We start from the raw sequence: 17,357 nt of genomic DNA, 5'->3' as shown, positions 1-17,357 counted from the left end.
ACCGCCGCCTGCGCTGGGGCCGCCTGGCCACCTTCCACATGCTCGACACCCGCCAGTACCGCACCGACCAGGCCTGCGGCGACGGGGTCCAGCTCTCCTGCGGCGACGAGGAGCAGGCGGAGCGGACGATCACCGGCCCGGAGCAGGAGCGGTGGCTCCTCGACGGGCTCGGCCGGTCCGAGGCCACCTGGGACGTCATCGGCCAGCAGGTCTTCTTCGCCCAGTCCGACTACGCCGAGGGCCCCGTCGAGGCCTACAACATGGACGCCTGGGACGGGTACCGCGCGTCGCGGGACCGGATCCTCGCCGGGATCGCCGAGCGCGGGGTGCAGAACCCGGTCGTGCTCACCGGCGACGTGCACACCCACTGGGCCAACGACCTCAAGGCCGACTTCCGCGACCCCGGCTCGCAGACCGTCGGCGTCGAGCTCGTCACCAGCAGCATCACGTCCGGCGGCGACGGCTCGGACGCGCCCTCGTACGCCCCCGCGGTGCAGCGGGAGAACCCGCACGTCAAGTTCGCGAGCAACCGCCGCGGCTACGTCCGCGCCCGGGTCACCGCCCGCGAGCTGCGCGCGGACTTCCGCAGCCTCGAGCGCGTCTCCCAGCCCGACGCCCCCGCCTACACCCAGGCCTCCTTCACCGTCACCGCCGGGCGCCCCGGCCTCGAGCAGGTCGCGCCCCGCGCCTGAGGCCCTGACCGGCACCCGGCCGGCCCGTGGTTGGCTGGCCGGGTGCCCGTGGAGCCCCTCCTGCTCGCGCTGGCCGGGCTCGCCGCGGGGTTCGTGAGCGTCGTGGTCGGCCTCGCCTCGCTCGTCTCGTACCCCGCCCTGCTCGCCGCCGGGCTGCCGCCGGTCGCGGCCAACGTGACCAACACGGTCTCCCTCACCGCGGCCGGCATCGGCGCGACGCTCGGCTCGCGGGTGGAGCTCGCCGGGCAGGGGCGGCGGATGCGCCGGATGGCGGTGCTGTCCGCGCTCGGCGGCGCGACGGGCGCGGCCCTGCTGCTCACCACGCCGGCGGACGCCTTCGAGGCGCTCGTACCGGTGCTCGTCGGCGGGGCGTCCCTGGCCCTGCTGCTGCAGCCGCGGCTGCGCCGCCTGCAGGCCGGGCACCACCACCTGCGCGAGGAGGGCCCGCTCGTCATGGCCGGCGTCTACTGCGTCGCGGTGTACGGCGGCTACTTCGGCGCTGCGGCCGGCGTCCTCATGCTCGCGCTGCTCGCCGCCGCCTCGGACGAGGCGCTGCACCGGCTCAACGCGGCGAAGAACACCGCCGCGGGCGTCGCGAACGCCGTCGCGTCGCTGGCCTTCGTCGCGCTCGGGCCCGTCGACTGGTCGGCGGCCGTGCCGCTCGCGCTCGGCTTCCTCGCGGGCGGCTCGGTCGGCCCCGCGGTCGCGCGGCGGGTGCCGCAGGACGTGCTCCGGTACGCCGTCTGCACCGCGGGCATCGGGCTCGCGCTCGTGCTCGCGGTGCAGACGTACGGCTGAGGGGCACCCTCAGGCGAGGACCAGGGCGACCCACAGCGCGTACGCCGCCACCAGCGCCGCGCCCGCCGCCCGCGGGAGCCGGCGCGGGACGGCGACGAGCACCAGCGGCAGCAGCGCGGCGGCCAGCGCCGGGCGGAGCATCCCCGTCGTGGCGAGCGGCGCGACGAGCGCCGCCGCCCCCAGGGTGACGGTGGCGTTGCAGACCACCGCGCCGACGACCCCGGCGACGGCGACCTCCTCGACGCCGTGCCGGCGGGCGGCCGCGAGCAGCGCCACCAGCTCCACGGAGGTGGCGAGGGCGAGCAGCGTGAGGCCCACCGGCCCGTCGGCCACCCCGAGCGCGTCGGCGGCGCGCGACGCCCCGGCCACCGCCCCGGCGCCGCCGAGCGCCATGAGGGCGACCCCGCCGAGCACGAGCAGCGGCGCGGCCCTGCCGCCCCGGCCGCCCGCCCGGTCCTCCTCCTGCTCGAGCTCGGCGAGCTCGCCGAAGGCGGGCGCCCGGCCCTCGAGGCACACCACGAGGGCGACCGCGGCGGCGTACGCGGTGAGCAGCAGGGCGCCCTCCACGCGCCCGACGACGCCGTCGGCCAGCGCGGCGACGGCGGCGAGGCCGGCGGTGGCCGCCAGCAGGGCGTAGCGGCGCACGCGGGGCCCCACCGGCACCGGGCGCAGCAGCGCCGCCGCGCCGAGCGCGAGCGTCAGGAGCGTGGCGTTCGCCCCCAGCGCGTCGCCCGCGGCGAGGTCGGGGCGGCCGCCGGCCGAGGCCACCACCGCCGTCACGAGCTCCTCGGGCTCGGCCCCGGCGACGAGCAGGCCCACGGCCAGCGCGCTGGTGCCGAGCCGGCGGGCGGCCGCGGCGGCGTTCTCCGCGAAGGCCTCGGCGCCGGCGACGAGCAGGGCCGCACCGGCGGCGAGCAGGAGCAGGGCGAGCAGCACGCGCGCATCATCCCGGCGCGGGCCGGGCAGAGTGCGCCGGGCGGGCCGGGCGGCGGCCCCGAGGGCTGGAGGACCCGTGGCCGAGGCTGTCCCCGACGACCTGCTGCGCGCTGCGCTGACCCGGTACGCGGGCCTGGCCTCGCTCGCGCTGCGCGACCCGCAGGCGTGGCTGGGGGACGACGACGAGGCCGGCGACCAAGCCGGCGACCAGGCCGGCGACCAGGCCGGCGCGCCGGGCGCCGGCGACGCCCATGAGGACGACCGCGGCCTCCTGCGCCGCGCCCGGGAGGAGCTCGCCGACCGGCTCCGCGGGGAGGTGCACCCCGGCTCGCCCGGGTGGTCGTCCCGCCCGGTGCAGGAGCGCGTCGACTGGTGGCTGGGCGTCGTGGGGACGTACACCTCGGCCGTCGCCGCCACGCCCCGGTTCTTGGGGGTCGTCGCCGACCGCTTCCCGGTGCAGGGGGCGTTCGCGGTCGCGTCGCAGGGCCTCGCCGTCTGCGCGACGGCGCACGAGCACGGCACCCGCGACCCGGGCGCGTGGGTCCCGCTGCTGGGCCGCGTCCTCTTCGACCGCGACCTGCCCGCGGGCGGCGCCCCGGCCGGCCTGCCCGCCGGGTCGGCGCGGGAGGAGGCCGAGGCCGGGGCGCGGGAGATGGGCGAGGAGACCGGCGTGGCCCGGCGGGGGCCCCTGCGCCGCACCGCGGGCATGCTCTGGCGGCTCGGTCGCACGCTGTGGGGCCTGCAGTCGCTGTTCGACGACCGCCCCCGCGGCAAGTGGCGCTACCGGGCCCTCGGCAAGCTCCCCGTCGTCGGCGTGCTGGGCGGCTTCCTCGACGAGAAGGAGGCCCTGCGCCGGGCCTCCGCCGAGACCGGCGAGCTGCTGGCCGCGGGGTACGCCGGCCGCCGCTGAGCCCGCGCGCGGACGGGACGGGGACCCGGGGCCCGCCGCCTCAGGCGGTGACGACGGTGACCGGCATGGAGGAGTCCGCCGGCAGGTCGAGCGGCGACGGGGTGCGCCCGCGCGCGGCGAGCTCGGCGCCCAGGGCCGCCACCATGGCGCCGTTGTCGGTGCACAGGCGCGGCGGCGGCACCCTCAGGGCGACGCCCGCCGCGTCGCAGCGCTCCTGCGCCAGGGCGCGCAGCCGGCTGTTCGCCGCGACCCCGCCGCCGAGCAGCAGCGTGTCGACGCCCTGGTCCCGGCACGCGGCGAGCGCCTTGCGGGTGAGCACGTCGACGACCGCCTCCTGGAAGGAGGCGGCGACGTCCGCGACCGGGACGGGCTCGCCGTCGCGCTCGCGCTGCTCGACCCAGCGCGCCACGGCCGTCTTCAGCCCCGAGAACGAGAAGTCGTAGCGGTGGCGCTCCAGGTCGCGCCCGGAGGTGAGGCCGCGGGGGAAGTCGACGTACGCCCGGTCGCCCTCGCGCGCCGCGCGGTCGACGTACGGCCCGCCGGGGAACGGCAGGCCGAGGACGCGGGCGACCTTGTCGAAGGCCTCGCCGGCGGCGTCGTCGATGGTCTGACCCAGCGGGCGCACGTCCTCGGTCACGTCGGGGACGAGCAGCAGCGAGGAGTGCCCGCCGGAGACGAGCAGGGCGAGGCAGGGCTCGGGCAGGGGCCCGTGCGCCAGCTGGTCGACGGCGACGTGCGCGGCGAGGTGGTTCACCCCGTAGAGCGGTCGGTCCAGCGCCAGCGCGAGCGCCTTGGCCGCCGCCACCCCGACGAGCAGCGCCCCCATGAGGCCGGGGCCGCTCGTCACCGCGAGCGCGTCGACGTCCGCCAGGCGCACGCCGGCGTCGGCGCAGGCGCGCTCCACGGTCGGCACCATCGCCTCGAGGTGCGCGCGGCTCGCGACCTCCGGGACGACGCCGCCGAAGCGGGCGTGCTCGTCCACGCTCGAGGCGACGGCGTCGGCGAGCAGCTCGGTGCCGCGGACGAGGCCGACGCCGGTCTCGTCGCAGGAGGTCTCGATGCCGAGCACGAGGGGGGCGTCAGCGGGCACCCGCCCATGCTGCCAGGCGCACCGCCCGCCGCCCGCCCCGCGGGGTGCGGCGGGTCAGGCGGGGCGCCGCCGGCGCATCACCACGGCGTCGACGCCCCCGGCGTAGTAGCCGCGGCGCACGCCGACGCGCTCGAACCCGTGGCGGGCGTAGAGCGCGAGCGCCGGGCGGTTGTCGGCGCGGACCTCGAGCAGCACCGCGGCGCACCCGCGCGCCCCGGCCTCGCGCAGCAGCTCGCGCAGCAGCAGCCCGCCGACCCCGCGCCCCTGCGCCGCCGGCGCGACGGCGAGGGTCTGCACGTCACCGTCGCCCGCGGGGGCCGCGAGCCCGGCGTAGCCCACGACCTCGCCGGCCCGCTCGGCCAGCACGTAGTGCCGCGTGGCCCCCTGGCCCAGCTCGCTCCAGAACAGCTCCGCGGACCACGGGTCGTCGGGGAAGAGCAGGCGCTCCAGCGGCAGGACGCGCTCGACGTCCCACCAGCGCAACGGGCGCAGGACCGGCACCTCCGTCGCGGCCGCGGCCGGCGCGCTCACGCCAGCACGCGCTTGCGCGCCCCCGGCTCCGCGGCGTCCGGGCGGCGCAGGTAGAGCGGCACCGGGTCGAGCACCGGGCGCCCCTCGGCGACCCAGAGCCCGACGTCGGCGGGGTCGGGGTGCTCCGGGGCGCGCGCCCCGGGCAGGGCGTGCAGCAGCGCGCCGTGCCCGACGACCGGCAGGTCCGCCGGGACCGAGGCGGGCGGGCCGACCGCAGGGCCCGCGGTGCGGACCGCGCCGGGGCCGTACGCCGCCCAGTAGACCTCCCGGCGCCGGGCGTCGGTCGCGACGGCGAAGGGGACCTCGAGCGCGCGGGCGGCACCGAGGGCGAGCGCGTCGAGCGTGCACACGCCGACGACGGGCACGCCGAGCGCCGCGCCGAGGGTGCGGGCGGTGACGACGCCGACCCGCAGCCCGGTGAAGGGGCCGGGCCCCACGCCGACCGCGACCCGGCGCAGGTCGCGCCGGTCGGCGCCAGCCTCGGCCAGCACCGCGGCGACGGCGGGCGCGAGCAGCTCCGCGTGCCGGCGGGGGTCGAGCGCCGAGGAGGTCGCGAGGACGCGGTCGCCGTCGAGGAGGGCGGCGCCCGTGCGCGGGGTGGCCGTGTCGAGCGCGAGCGTGAGCACGGGCCCGAGGCTACCGGCGCACCGGCGGCCGTTTATGATGACGCGTCAACCACTACGGAAGGTACGGCATGCGTCTCCCGATCAAGGCGTCCCACGTCCCGGTCCGCCTCGCCACGGGCGCCTTCATCCTCGACTCCGGCCTGGGCAAGCGCGGCGCCGACGAGGGCACGGCGGCCGGCCTGCACGGCATGGCGGCCGGCACCTACCCGCAGCTGCAGGGCCAGGACCCGCAGCGCTTCGTCAAGCTCCTCAGCGGGGGCGAGATCGCCCTGGGCGCCGCCCTCCTGCTGCCCGTCGTGCCGTCCGCGGTGGCCGGCGCCGCGCTCACCGCGTTCTCCGCGGGCCTGCTCGGCCTCTACGCGCGCACCCCGGGCATGCGCCGCCCCGGCAGTGTCTTCCCGAGCCCGCAGGGCATCGGCGTCGCGAAGGACGTGTGGATGCTCGGCATCGGCCTGGGCCTCGTCGTCGACGCGCTGGCCGACCGGCGCCGCTGACCGGCCGGCCGCCGGCCGGCCCGCCCCCGTGGGGCCGGCCGGCCCCACCGGCCCGCTAGGCCAGGACGCCGAGGGCGTCGCGCCAGCGCTCGCCGACCCCGGTGAGCTCCACCCGGCGCTCATCGCCCTCGGCGTCCCCGCGGGGCCGCTCGATGCGCACCTCGAGCCGGTCCTGCGCCAGCGACTCCACCCGGCCCTCGCCCCACTCGACGACCGTCACGCTCTCGGCCAGGGAGCTGTCGAGGTCGAGGTCGTCGACCTCGTCGAGACCGCCGAGGCGGTAGGCGTCGACGTGCACGAGGTCCGGACCGCCGGACGTCGACGGGTGCGCGCGGGCGATGACGAACGTCGGCGACGTGACCTCGCCGCGCACCCCCAGCCCCTCCCCGATCCCCCGGGTGAGGGTCGTCTTGCCGGCGCCGAGGCCGCCGCTGAGCACCACGAGGTCGCCGGCGCGCAGCAGCCCGGCCAGGCGGCGCCCCAGCGCCACCATCGCCTCGTCGGTCGGGACCACCAGGCTCGCGCTCACGCCGCCGCCACCAGGGCCGCGGCCGTGCGCAGGTCCTCGCGCAGCGCGGCGAGCGGCGCGCCCGCCGGGCCCCACCTGATCGCCGCCGAGGGGTGGTACGTCGCCACGACCCGCCGTCCCTCCCACGTCAGGGGCTCCGCGCGCAGCGCCCCGAGGCGCACGCCGGGCCCGAAGAACCACTCCGCGGCGCTGCCGCCGAGGGTGACGATGACCGCCGGGTCGAGCAGCGCGATCTGGGTGCGCAGCCAGCCCCGGCAGCGCTCGGTCTCGGCCCGCCGCGGCTTGCGGTTGGCCGGCGGCCGGCACTTGAGCGTGTTGGTGACCGCCACCTGCGCGCGGTCCAGCCCCGCCCCTGCGAGCACCTCGTCGAGCAGCTGCCCCGACCGGCCGACGAACGGCTCCCCGCTCGCGTCCTCCTGCGCGCCGGGGGCCTCGCCCACGACGAGCAGCCGCGCCGACGGCGGGCGCCGGCCGGGCACGACGCGGGTGCGCGCCGCCGCGAGCTCGGGGCACCGCGTGCACCCCGCGACCGCCTCGGCAAGCGCTTCCCAGCTCGGGTGGCCGTCCTGGGCGGGCTGCGCCCCCTGCGCCTCCTGCGCCCCCTGCGCCTCCGGGGGCGGCGCCTGCCCGGGTCCGCGCCGGGCCGTCACGGCCTGCCCCCGAGCGCGCGCTCCACGAGCTCGCGCAGGTGCGCGGTGACGGTGCCGGGGTGCTCCAGGAGCACGAGGTGCCCGGCCGCGGGCACCGTGACGAGCTCGGCGGTGGGCACGGCGGCGGCGATGTCGCGGCTGTGCTCCGGCGGCGTCAGCAGGTCGTCCTCCCCGACGAGCACGAGGGTGGGCAGGGTGTCGAGGACGGGCAGCGCGGCGAGCTTGTCGTGCGCGGAGAACGCCGGGTAGAACTCGGCGACCGTCTCGATGGGCGTCGTCGAGATCATCTCGGAGACGAACTCGACGAGCGAGGTGGGCACGTCGGAGGCGAAGGAGTAGCGCCGCGTCAGCAGCAGCTCGAGGTCGCTGCCGACCCGGCGCGTGCGCTCCACGAGGGCCGGGCGGCGCGCCAGCTGGTCGAACACGGTGGGCACGGCCCTGCGGAGCAGCCGCCCCGCCGCCGCCGGCGCGCCCAGCGTCACGTCCGCGAGCTTGCCGGGCGAGGTGGACACCAGCGCGACGCCGACCACGCGCTCGCCGAAGAGCTCGGGGTGCTGGTCGGCCAGCGCCATGACCGTCATGCCGCCCATGCTGTGCCCGACGAGGACGACGGGCCCGCGCGGCGCCAGCTCGTCGAGCACGTGGAGCAGGTCGTCGCCGAGCTGGTCGATCGTCGCCCGCTCGCGGTCGCCGCGCCCGGACCGGCCGTGCCCGCGCTGGTCGTAGAGCACGACCCGCCCCAGGTCGGCCAGGTCGCGGCGCTGGTACCACCAGCTGCGCAGCGACAGCGCCCAGCCGTGGACCAGCACGACGGTGACGTCGGCGTCGTCGTCGCCGTCGACCTCGGCGTGCAGCGGCACGCCGTCGGCGGTGATCACCACGTGCTCCTCCCCGCCCCCGCTGCCGTACGGGTCGTGCTCGCCCTCGGGCACCCTGTGCAGGCTGCGCCCGACGGTGCGCCGCTCGGCGACGACGCCGAGGAGCGCGCCGGCCGCGACCGCGCCGGCGGCGGCGCCGAGCACCCCGGCGCGCCGCCCCCACCCGGGGACGCCGGCCAGCGGGCTCACCACGGCGCCCGCTCGTACGTCCGCGGCACCCGCGCGCCGATCCGCGTCACGACCTCGTAGGAGATGGTGCCCGCCGCGTCGGCCCAGTCCTGCGCCGTCGGCTCGCCGTGCCGGCCGGGGCCGAAGAGGACGGCCGGCTCGCCGGCGGTCACCGCGTCGGCGCCGAGGTCGACGATGACCTGGTCCATGCAGACCCGGCCCACGACGCGGCGCCGCTCGCCGGCGACGAGGACGGGCCCCGTGCTGGAGGCGTGGCGGGGCACGCCGTCGCCGTACCCCAGCGGCACCACGCCGAGCGTGGTCTCGCGCGCGGTGGTCTCGGTGTGCCCGTAGGAGACGCCCTTGCCGGCCGCGACCCGCTTCACGAGCGACAGGTGCGCGACGAGGGTCATGGCGGGGACGAGCCCCAGCGCGGCCGGGCCCGCGACGGCGGGCGCCGGGGCGAGGCCGTACGTCGCGATGCCCGCGCGCACGAGGTCGTAGCGGGTGCCGGGCAGGTGCAGCGCCCCCGCGGAGCCCGCCAGGTGCCGCACCTCGGGGTCGGCGCCCATCGCCTGCGCCGTGGCGAGCATGTCCGCGAAGCGCGCCTGCTGCTCGGCGTTCGCGGGGTGCTCCGGCTCGTCCGCGCACGCCAGGTGCGACCACAGCCCGACGAGGCGCACGGTGCCGCGGGCCTGCGCGCGCAGCGCCGCGTCGACGAGGGCCGGCCACGTCGTGGGCGTCGCGCCGCCGCGGGACAGGCCGGTGTCGGCCTCGAGGTGCACCCGTGCCGGGCGACCCGTGCGCACCGCGGCCGCCTCGACCTCCGCGAGCAGGCCGGGCGCGCCGACGCTCACGTCGACGTCCGCGGCCAGCACCGGGTCCCAGTCCTCGCCCGGCGTGGGGAGCCAGGTGAGGACGCGGGCGGTGACCCCGGCCGCCCGCAGGGCAAGCGCTTCCTCGGGAAAGGCCGTCCCCAGCCAGGTGGCGCCCCCGGCGAGCGCGGCGCGCGCGCTCGGGACGAGCCCGTGGCCGTACCCGTCGGCCTTGACGACGGCCATCACCTCGGCGGCGCCGACGGCGTCGCCGATCGCGCGGACGTTGCCCGCGACCGCCGACAGGTCGACGACGGCCTCGGCGCGCGGAGCCCTCACGCCAGGTCCCGCCGCACCCGCGGGAGCGCGTCCAGCAGGTCCTCGGCCACGACCGGGCCGCCGGCCAGGCCCGTGCCGTCCTCGTCGCCCGAGGCCAGCCGCCCCGCGGCGCCGTGCAGCCACGCCCCGGCCGACGCGGCGTCGAACGGGTCGAGGCCGCCGCCGAGCAGCGCCCCGACGACCCCGGACAGCACGTCGCCCGACCCGGCGGTCGCGAGCCACGGCGTCCCGGTGGCGTTCACCCGCACCCGCCCGTCGGGCGCGGCGACCACGGTGGTGGAGCCCTTGAGCAGGACCACGGCGTCGTACGCCCGCGCGGCCCGCTGCGCGTGCTCGAGCCGGCGCGCCTCGACGTCGGCCCGGTCGGCCCCGAGCAGCCGCGCGGCCTCGCCGGCGTGCGGCGTGAGGACCAGCGGGCCGCCCAGCGGGGGCTCCCCGGCCAGGAGGGTGAGCCCGTCGGCGTCGACGACGGCGGGCAGCCCGTCGCCCAGCACCCGCCGCAGCCGCACGAGGCCCGCGTCGTCGGTGCCGAGCCCGGGTCCGACGACGTGCGCCTGCACGCGCCCCTCCCCCACGACCGCCTCCGGCCAGCGCCGGCGCACGAGCGCCGTCGGCAGGTCGGGCCCGGAGTAGCGGACCATGCCCGCCCCGGCGCGCAGCGCGCCGCCGACCGCGAGCACGGCGGCGCCCGTGTAGGCGTCCGAGCCGGCCGCGACGCCGACGACGCCGCGGCGGTACTTGTCGCTCTCGGCGGTGGGCGCGGGCAGCAGGGCGGCGACGTCGGCGGCCTCCAGCGCCTCGACCTCGGGGGCGCCGAGCGCGGCGTCGAAGGCGGGACCGAGGTCGACGAGCTCCACCACGCCCGCGCACCCCGCGCCGGGGTCGACGAGCAGCCCGGGCTTCAGCGCACCGAAGGTGACCGTGACGTCCGCGTGGACCGCCGCCCCGGGGACCTCGCCGGTGCCGGCGTCGACGCCGCTCGGCACGTCGACCGCGACGAGCGTCGCGGCCGTCGCCTCCGCGTGCGCCACGAGCCGCGCCGCGTCCTCGCGCAGGCCGCCGCGGCCGCCGATGCCGACGATCCCGTCGATGACCAGGTCCGCGTCGTCGAGCACCGCGGCGTCGGACCCGGCGCGCCCGCCCGCGGCGCGCAGGGCGGCGAGCCCGCCCGCGTGCGGCCGGTCCGTGAGCAGCAGCGCGTCGACGCGCGCACCCCGCAGGGCGAGCGCCGCCCCGGCGTGCAGGGCGTCGCCGCCGTTGCCGCCGCTGCCGACGAGCAGGACGACGCGCGAGCCGTACGTCCCGTCGAGCAGCAGCGCGCAGGTGCGCGCCAGGCCGTGCGCCGCGCGGAGCATGAGCGGGTCGCCGGGCAGGCCGGCCCCGGCGGCCGCGTCGCCCGCGCGCACCGCCCCCACCCCGTGCGCCTGCCTCACGCCGGTTCCCCCTCCGCGACGACCACCGCCGACGCGATGCCCGCGTCGTGGCTCAGCGACACGTGCCAGGAGCGGACGCCGAGCTCCGCGGCGCGCGCGGCCACCGTGCCCTCGACCTCGAGCACGGGGCGCCCGCTCTCCTCCCGGCGCACCGTCGCGTCGGTCCACGCCAGCCCGACGGGGGCGCCGAGCGCCTTGGCGAGGGCCTCCTTGGCGGCGAAGCGCGCCGCGAGCGAGGCCAGCGGCAGGCGCCGCTCGTCCTCGGTGAAGAGGCGCTCGCGCAGCCGGGGGGTGCGCTCGAGGGCCTGGCCGAACCGGGCCACGTCGACGACGTCGATCCCCACGCCCACGATCACCGGGCCCGCCCGCGTCCACGCACCCCCCGAGCCTAGAGGGGCCGGGCGCGGCGGTGCCCGCCGCGGGAGGCGTGTCCCCCGCGGCGGGCCCCCGGCCGGGCGCCGCTCAGCCGTGCCCGAGGTCGGGGAGGCGGTGCAGCGGGCGCGGGAGCCACCAGTTGCGCTCCCCGAGCAGGGCCATCGCCGAGGGCAGCAGCACCGCCCGCACGACGGTGGCGTCGATGAGGATGGCCGCCGCCAGGCCCACGCCGAGCTGCTTGAAGTCCAGCGCCGTGAGGCTCGCGAAGATGGCGAACACCGCGACCATCACCGCCGCCGCGCTCGTCACGACGCCGGCGGAGCGGGTGATGCCGTGCGCCACCGCCTCCCGGGTCCCCAGGCCCGCGCGCACGCCCTCGCGGATCCGGCTGACGACGAAGACGTGGTAGTCCATCGACAGCCCGAAGAGGATGACGAAGAGGAACAGCGGCAGCCACGTCACGACCGCCCCGTTGGACTCGAAGCCGAGCAGGCCCTCGGCCCACTCGCCCTGGAAGACGAGCACCACCACCCCGTACGCCGCCGCCACCGACAGCAGGTTGAGCGCGGCGGCCGTGAGGGCGACGGTGAGCGAGCGGAAGGACAGCACGAGGACCAGCACGGTGAGGAGCAGGACGAAGCCGACGACGTACGGCATCCGCTCGTCCAGCAGGGTCCGGAAGTCCACGTTCCAGGCGGTGCTGCCGGTGACCGCGGCCTCGGCGCCGTCGACGGCGCCGAGCGTCGCCGGCACGACGTCCTCCCGGAGCAGCTCGAGGGTCGCGTCGGCCCGCGGGTCGTCGGCGCGGTACGGCAGCGGCACGTCGACCCGCGCGACGTCGCCGCCCTCGTCGTACTCGGCGGCGAGCCCGCCGGGCGCGAACCGGTCGTCGCCGGCGACCCGCTCCTGCAGCCCGGCCACCGCGGCGTCGACGGCGGCACGGTCCAGCGCCGCGCCGTCCCGGCTCCACACCGCGACCGTGTGCGCGTCGCCCTCGGCGGGGAAGGCGGCGCGGACGTCGTCCAGCACGCGCAGCTCCGGGATCGAGCGCGGCAGGTCGTCCAGGCCCGGGCTGGACAGGCGCATCCCGAGCGCGGGCGCGGCGAGGGCGAGCAGCGACGCGACCCCGAGGGCCAGCGCGAGCGCCGGGCGGGCGAGCACCGGGCGCAGCACCGCCGGCCACAGCCGCCCGGCGCCGCCGTTCGCGGACCGGCGCTGGAGCCTCCACAGCAGCGGCACCCGCGGGCGGTCGACCCGGCGCCCGAGCAGCGCCAGCAGCGCCGGCAGCACCGTGACCGACCCGATGACGCTCACCGCGACGACGAGGATGGTGCCGACCGCGAGCGAGGCGAAGGTCGCCTCCCCCGCCAGGAGCATGCCGGCCATGGCGACGACGACCGTCACGCCCGAGACGACGACCGCGCGGCCCGAGGTCGCCGCCGCGGTCTCCAGCGCGTCCCGGTCCGACGCGCCGCGGTCGCGCTCCTCGCGCTCGCGGCGGACGTAGAAGAGCGAGTAGTCGACGCCGACGGCCATGCCGACGAGCAGGATCACCGACGCGGTGACGTCCGTGGACGGCACGAGGTACGAGGCGAGCGTCGACAGCCCCATCGCCGCGCCGACCGCGGACAGGGCGAGCAGCAGCGGGACCCCCGCCGCCAGGAGGGCGCCGAAGGCCACGACGAGGATCGCCAGCGACACCGGCAGCGACAGGACCTCCGCCTGGCGCAGGTCGTCCTCGTAGACCCGGTCGACGGCCGCGCCGAGCGTCACGTCGCCCACCTGCTGCAGCCGCAGGTCCGGCGCCCGCTCGGCGGCCCCGGCCAGCGCCTGCGCCAGCGCGGCGGACACCGGCTCGGCGGCCTCGACCTGCTCCGCGGCGTCGCCGCGCCCGTCGCCCAGCCCGACGGTCAGCAGCACCGCCGAGCCGTCCTGCGCGGGCACGGGCCCGTCGACCCGGGCCACGCCCTCGACCGCCCGCAGCCGACCGGCGAGCGCGGCGACGTCGGGCGAGGCCGGGTCGACGGCGCCGCCGCCGCGGGGGGTGACGAGCACCTGCTCGGTCGGCAGGTCGCCGAAGGCCGCGTCCTCCAGGGCGCGGTCGGCGGGGGCGGACGCGCCGACCGCGCCGTCCGCCCCCTCCAGCTGGCGGCCCGGGACGGCGCTGCCGGCGACGACGGCGGCCGCCACGAAGGCGACCCAGAGCAGCAGGGCGGTCCAGCGGTGGCGGGCGCTCCAGCGGGCGACCGCCACGACGCCGCCGGCCCGCCCCGGCGGGGGCGGCGCGGCGGGTCCGGGCGGCGGGGCGGCGGGTCCGGGCGGCGGGGCGAGGGGCGTCGTGGTCACGGCGTGCTCCGTACGAGGTCTGGTCCCCCCGCCCGTGCGGGGGGCGCTGCCCAACCTCGTGCCGCGGGCGCCCCGCGCGCATCGGGGGGCGTCCCTGGCCCGTCCCGCACCCCGGTCTCAGGGTCGTCCCCGAGCCGTGCCCCCGAGCCGTGCCCCCGAGCCGTGCCCCCGCTCCTCGCCGCGGGCCTCGTGCGGCGGCCGGCTCCCGGTCGGCCTACCGGTAGCGGAAGCCGTCGAGGAAGCGCCGGAAGAGCCCGCCCTCCGGCGGCAGCGGCGGGCCGGGCGGCGGGGGCGTGCGCGCGACCGTGGCCACCGGGCGGTCGTAGTCGGTGGCCGCGATGGCCGCGACGACCTCGTGCTCGTCGAAGCCCTCGGACCCGGGGACGTGCGGCACGAAGCCGACGAGCACGCCGTCGGCGAGCACCTGCGCCTCGAGCCCGGCCGTGCCGTCGGTGTCCCACACCGCCTCGCGCCCGCCGGGCAGCGCCACGGCGACCCCGAAGCGGTACGTCGCCGGGCGGGCCAGCCGCGCGTCCACCCCGCGCCCGCGCAGCGCGTCCACGACGCGGCGGGCCCTCGTCTCCTCCACGCCTACTCGACGGTGACGGACTTCGCGAGGTTCCGCGGCTGGTCCACGTCGAAGCCCTTCGCGGCCGCGAGCTCGCAGGCGAACTCCTGCAGCGGCACGGTGGTCAGCAGCGGCTGCAGCAGGACCGGCGAGGCCGGCACCCGCACGAGGTGGTCGGCGTAGGGCACGACCGCCTCGTCGCCCTCCTCGGCGATGACGATGGTGCGCGCACCGCGGGCGCGCACCTCCTGGATGTTGCTCACGACCTTGTCGTGCAGCAGCGAGCGCCCGCGCGGCGAGGGCGCCACGACGATGACGGGCAGGCCGTCCTCGATGAGCGCGATGGGACCGTGCTTCAGCTCACCGGCCGCGAAGCCCTCCGCGTGGATGTACGCCAGCTCCTTGAGCTTGAGCGCCCCCTCGAGGGCCACCGGGTAGCCCACGTGCCGGCCGAGGAAGAGGACCGAGCGGGCGTCGACGAGCGAGCGGGCGAGCTCGCGCACCGGCTCCATCGCCTCGAGGACCTTCTCCACCTTCTCCGGCATCGCCGCCAGGTCGCGCACGACGGCGGTCACCTCGTCGCCCCACTTCGTGCCGCGCACCTGCCCGAGGTAGAGCGCGACGAGGTAGCAGGCGACGAGCTGGGTGAGGAACCCCTTGGTCGAGGCGACCGCGACCTCGGGGCCGGCGTGCGTGTAGAGCACCGCGTCGGACTCGCGCGGGATCGTCGAGCCGTTGGTGTTGCAGATCGCCAGGACCCGCGACCCCTGCTCGCGCGCGTGGCGCAGCGCCATGAGCAGGTCCATGGTCTCGCCGGACTGCGACACGGCGACGACGAGGGTCTGCCGGTCCAGGATCGGGTCGCGGTAGCGGAACTCGCTGGCGAGCTCGACCTCGCAGGGGATGCGGGTCCAGTGCTCGATGGCGTACTTGGCGACGAGCCCGGCGTGGTAGGCCGTGCCGCACGCGATGACGACGATCTTGTCGATCTCGCGCAGCTCGTCGTCGGACAGGCGCATCTCGTCGAGCGACAGCCGCCCGGACTCGTCGACGCGGCCCAGCAGGGTGTCGGCGAGGGCGCGGGGCTGCTCGGCGATCTCCTTCTGCATGAACCAGGCGTAGCCGCCCTTCTCCGCCGCCGAGGCGTCCCAGTCCACGTGGTACGACCGCACCGCCGCCGGCGTCCCGTCGAAGTGGGTGACGGCGATGCCCTCGCGGCGCAGCTCGACGACCTGGTCCTGCCCGAGCTCCACCGCCTCGCGGGTGTGCGCGATGAAGGCCGACACGTCCGAGGCGAGGAAGTTCTCGCCGTCGCCGCGCCCGACCACCAGGGGCGAGTTGCGCCGGGCGCCGACGACCACGTCGGGGTCGTCCGCGACGGTGGCGACGAGCGTGAAGGCGCCTTCCAGGCGCAGGCACACCGCGCGCATGGCCTCGGCGAGGTCGCCGCCGGACACCGGCAGGGCCTCGGCGAGCAGGTGCGCCACGACCTCGGTGTCCGTGTCGGACGACAGGGTGCGCCCGCGCGCCTCGAGCTCGGCGCGCAGCCGGGCGAAGTTCTCGATGATGCCGTTGTGCACCACCGCGACGCGGCCGCGCTCGTCGGTGTGCGGGTGGGCGTTGCGGTCGTTGGGCGCGCCGTGGGTCGCCCAGCGGGTGTGCCCGATGCCCGTCGTGCTCGCCGGCGTCGGCTCCTCCTCGAGCGCGGCGACGAGGTTGCCCAGCTTGCCCGCGCGCCGGCGCACGACCAGCGCGCCGTCGGCGACGAGCGCCACCCCGGCGGAGTCGTAGCCGCGGTACTCCATCCGCCGCAGCCCCTGCACCACGACGTCGAGCGCCGCCCGGTCGCCCACGTACCCCACGATCCCGCACATGCGCTCAGGGTATCCGCGCGCCCCGGGCGTCCCCGCCGCCGCGCCGGGCGCCCTCGCGCTGCCCCGGCGGCGCGCCACGGCGCCCCTAGGATGTGCCGGTGCAGCGCCGACTCCCCTCCCGTGACGCCCTCCGCCGCCGCGTGCTGGGCCTGCTCCCCGCCCGGCTGCCGGTCGAGGGGGTGCGCCGCCCGGCGGGCGCGGTCCTGGACCGGCAGCGGCTGCGCGACGGGTGGGTGCCCGAGGGGCTGCAGCAGCGCATCTCGCACGGCGACGAGCCGCGGATGCTCATCGTGCACGTGCCCAAGACCGGCGGCACCTCGCTGCGCGCGATGATCCGCGACCACGTCCCCCGCGAGGAGACCTTCCTCAGCACCGGGAACCACAACTGGACCGACCGGTCCATCTCGAGCCTCAAGGGCTACCGGCTCTTCAGCGGCCACAACTTCCTCGAGCCGCTCTACCTCTTCCCCCGCGACCGCTGGGTCACCGTGCTGCCGGTGCGCGAGCCGATGGCCTGGTGGCGCAGCTACTACAAGTACACGCGCCAGGAGGTCGTGCGCCGGGGGCTGCAGCACCCCATGGCCGAGATGACGTTCGGCGAGTGGGTCGACAGCGTGGACGACGAGGACCTGAGCAACCCGCAGACCTCATGGATGTTCGCGCGGATGCGCATCATGTTCGACGGCGGGCTCACCCCGACCGGGCGCATCGCCAGCACCGGCGCCTCGCTCAAGGACCGCCCCCGCGACGTGCTCGACGTGCTCGACCGCTTCCTGGACCGGGTCACGGTCCTCGGAACGACCGACGACCTGCAGGCGCTCTACCTCAACACCTGCCACGTCATGGGCTGGGAGCCGCTGCACACCGAGTCGCGGCGCGACAACCCCACCCGCACCAAGGCCGACACGACGCTGACCGCCGAGCAGCGCCAGCGCCTGCGCCAGGCCAACCGGATCGACCGCTACCTCTACGAGCGGGCCGCCGAGGCCTCGGCCCGGCTCACCGCCGCCCGCCTCGCCGGGCGCCCGGCCGGGGGCGCGGGGCGCGTCGGCGAGGCCGAGCACGTGGACCTGCGCGCGGGCACGGCGCCGCTCATCGACGAGGAGGACGACGCCGCCGAGGCGCCCGACGCGACCGGCGCGGCCGGGGTCACGGACGCGACCGACGGCAGCTCGACCTCGCGCGGGGCCTGACGGCACCGGCGCCCGGCACGGGCCCGGTTCGCGGGCCCGGTTCGCGGGCCCGGTTCGGGCGCCCGGTACGGGCCCGGCACGGGCGCCCTGCACGGACGCCCCGTGGCCCGGT

At 78.3% G+C, this 17,357-nt stretch carries 18 protein-coding genes; 5 read left to right on the top strand and 13 right to left on the bottom strand.

The genetic code is table 11. The features are described 5' to 3' along the window. Nucleotides 1-692, top strand: a 692-nt coding sequence (locus D5H78_RS16925) for an alkaline phosphatase D family protein (RefSeq protein WP_177891317.1), incomplete at its 5' end; no start/stop codon positions are given. A 42-nt stretch (nucleotides 693-734) separates the two neighbouring features. Then, complete coding sequence (locus D5H78_RS16920) at nucleotides 735-1,490, top strand: sulfite exporter TauE/SafE family protein (protein ID WP_119951678.1); 756 nt, start codon at nucleotides 735-737, stop codon at nucleotides 1,488-1,490. A 9-nt stretch (nucleotides 1,491-1,499) separates the two neighbouring features. On the opposite strand, the gene D5H78_RS16915 is transcribed toward D5H78_RS16920, so the two are convergent. After that, nucleotides 1,500-2,426 (bottom strand): sodium:calcium antiporter, encoded by a 927-nt coding sequence (locus tag D5H78_RS16915; protein ID WP_165865779.1) that lies wholly within the window; start codon nucleotides 2,424-2,426, stop codon nucleotides 1,500-1,502. 76 nt (nucleotides 2,427-2,502) lie between these two features. On the opposite strand from D5H78_RS16915, the gene D5H78_RS19450 reads away from it, so the two are divergent. After that, nucleotides 2,503-3,336 (top strand): hypothetical protein, encoded by an 834-nt coding sequence (locus D5H78_RS19450; protein WP_165865778.1) that lies wholly within the window; start codon nucleotides 2,503-2,505, stop codon nucleotides 3,334-3,336. 40 nt (nucleotides 3,337-3,376) lie between these two features. Here the strand turns inward: D5H78_RS19450 and tsaD are convergent, their stop codons facing one another. Genes tsaD through tsaB form a run of 3 tightly spaced genes read right to left on the bottom strand, consistent with a single transcriptional unit; the run spans nucleotide 3,377 to nucleotide 5,583 of the window. Beyond that, nucleotides 3,377-4,426 (bottom strand): tRNA (adenosine(37)-N6)-threonylcarbamoyltransferase complex transferase subunit TsaD, encoded by a 1,050-nt coding sequence (tsaD, locus tag D5H78_RS16905; RefSeq protein WP_119951675.1) that lies wholly within the window; start codon nucleotides 4,424-4,426, stop codon nucleotides 3,377-3,379. A gap of 54 nt (nucleotides 4,427-4,480) precedes the next feature. Beyond that, nucleotides 4,481-4,957: a ribosomal protein S18-alanine N-acetyltransferase gene (gene rimI, locus D5H78_RS16900; protein WP_119951674.1), complete on the bottom strand. Its 477-nt coding sequence runs from the start codon at nucleotides 4,955-4,957 to the stop codon at nucleotides 4,481-4,483. Further along, nucleotides 4,954-5,583, bottom strand: a complete 630-nt coding sequence (tsaB, locus tag D5H78_RS16895) for a tRNA (adenosine(37)-N6)-threonylcarbamoyltransferase complex dimerization subunit type 1 TsaB (RefSeq protein WP_119951673.1) — start codon at nucleotides 5,581-5,583, stop codon at nucleotides 4,954-4,956. Before tsaB ends, rimI begins: the two co-directional genes overlap by 4 nt. Before the next feature lie 68 nt (nucleotides 5,584-5,651). Here tsaB and D5H78_RS16890 point away from each other — a divergent pair, with 68 nt between their 5' ends. Beyond that, nucleotides 5,652-6,077 (top strand): hypothetical protein, encoded by a 426-nt coding sequence (locus D5H78_RS16890; RefSeq protein WP_119951672.1) that lies wholly within the window; start codon nucleotides 5,652-5,654, stop codon nucleotides 6,075-6,077. A 55-nt stretch (nucleotides 6,078-6,132) separates the two neighbouring features. On the opposite strand, the gene tsaE is transcribed toward D5H78_RS16890, so the two are convergent. The 9 genes from tsaE to glmS all read right to left on the bottom strand — a co-directional run bounded on the left by tsaE (nucleotide 6,133) and on the right by glmS (nucleotide 16,052). Then, the gene (tsaE, locus tag D5H78_RS16885) at nucleotides 6,133-6,570 is read right to left on the bottom strand and encodes a tRNA (adenosine(37)-N6)-threonylcarbamoyltransferase complex ATPase subunit type 1 TsaE (RefSeq protein ID WP_119951696.1); all 438 of its coding nucleotides are present in this window, start codon (nucleotides 6,568-6,570) and stop codon (nucleotides 6,133-6,135) included. A 32-nt stretch (nucleotides 6,571-6,602) separates the two neighbouring features. After that, a complete protein-coding gene (locus D5H78_RS16880; protein ID WP_119951671.1) occupies nucleotides 6,603-7,256 on the bottom strand; it encodes a uracil-DNA glycosylase in 654 nt (217 codons plus the stop codon). Continuing rightward, complete coding sequence (locus D5H78_RS16875; RefSeq protein WP_218566726.1) at nucleotides 7,253-8,326, bottom strand: alpha/beta fold hydrolase; 1,074 nt, start codon at nucleotides 8,324-8,326, stop codon at nucleotides 7,253-7,255. The genes D5H78_RS16880 and D5H78_RS16875 overlap by 4 nt, the downstream gene beginning before the upstream one ends. Continuing rightward, nucleotides 8,320-9,456 carry an alanine racemase gene (gene alr, locus D5H78_RS16870; RefSeq protein WP_119951670.1) on the bottom strand — a complete coding sequence of 379 codons (1,137 nt, stop codon included), beginning with the start codon at nucleotides 9,454-9,456 and terminating at the stop codon, nucleotides 8,320-8,322. The genes D5H78_RS16875 and alr overlap by 7 nt, the downstream gene beginning before the upstream one ends. Then, nucleotides 9,453-10,889: an NAD(P)H-hydrate dehydratase gene (locus D5H78_RS16865; RefSeq protein WP_119951669.1), complete on the bottom strand. Its 1,437-nt coding sequence runs from the start codon at nucleotides 10,887-10,889 to the stop codon at nucleotides 9,453-9,455. Before D5H78_RS16865 ends, alr begins: the two co-directional genes overlap by 4 nt. Beyond that, nucleotides 10,886-11,245 carry a holo-ACP synthase gene (locus D5H78_RS16860; RefSeq protein WP_119951668.1) on the bottom strand — a complete coding sequence of 120 codons (360 nt, stop codon included), beginning with the start codon at nucleotides 11,243-11,245 and terminating at the stop codon, nucleotides 10,886-10,888. The genes D5H78_RS16865 and D5H78_RS16860 overlap by 4 nt, the downstream gene beginning before the upstream one ends. A gap of 106 nt (nucleotides 11,246-11,351) precedes the next feature. After that, entirely contained in the window at nucleotides 11,352-13,610 is a 2,259-nt protein-coding gene (locus D5H78_RS16855; protein WP_218566725.1) for an MMPL family transporter, read from the bottom strand. Between the two features lie 214 nt (nucleotides 13,611-13,824). After that, nucleotides 13,825-14,199: a hypothetical protein gene (locus D5H78_RS16850; protein ID WP_119951667.1), complete on the bottom strand. Its 375-nt coding sequence runs from the start codon at nucleotides 14,197-14,199 to the stop codon at nucleotides 13,825-13,827. Nucleotides 14,200-14,201: 2 nt separating this feature from the next. Continuing rightward, on the bottom strand, nucleotides 14,202-16,052 hold the full coding sequence (gene glmS / locus D5H78_RS16845; protein ID WP_119951666.1) for a glutamine--fructose-6-phosphate transaminase (isomerizing): 1,851 nt from the start codon (nucleotides 16,050-16,052) through the stop codon (nucleotides 14,202-14,204). A gap of 98 nt (nucleotides 16,053-16,150) precedes the next feature. Between glmS and D5H78_RS16840 the strand changes: the two genes are divergently transcribed. Next, on the top strand, nucleotides 16,151-17,245 hold the full coding sequence (locus tag D5H78_RS16840; RefSeq protein ID WP_119951665.1) for a hypothetical protein: 1,095 nt from the start codon (nucleotides 16,151-16,153) through the stop codon (nucleotides 17,243-17,245). The last annotated feature ends 112 nt before the right edge of the window (nucleotides 17,246-17,357 follow it).

This window comes from Vallicoccus soli, assembly GCF_003594885.1.
GTDB classification, from domain to species: domain Bacteria; phylum Actinomycetota; class Actinomycetes; order Motilibacterales; family Motilibacteraceae; genus Vallicoccus; species Vallicoccus soli.
Note: the sequence above shows the minus strand (reverse complement) of the source record. Positions and strands in the feature narration are given on the sequence as shown.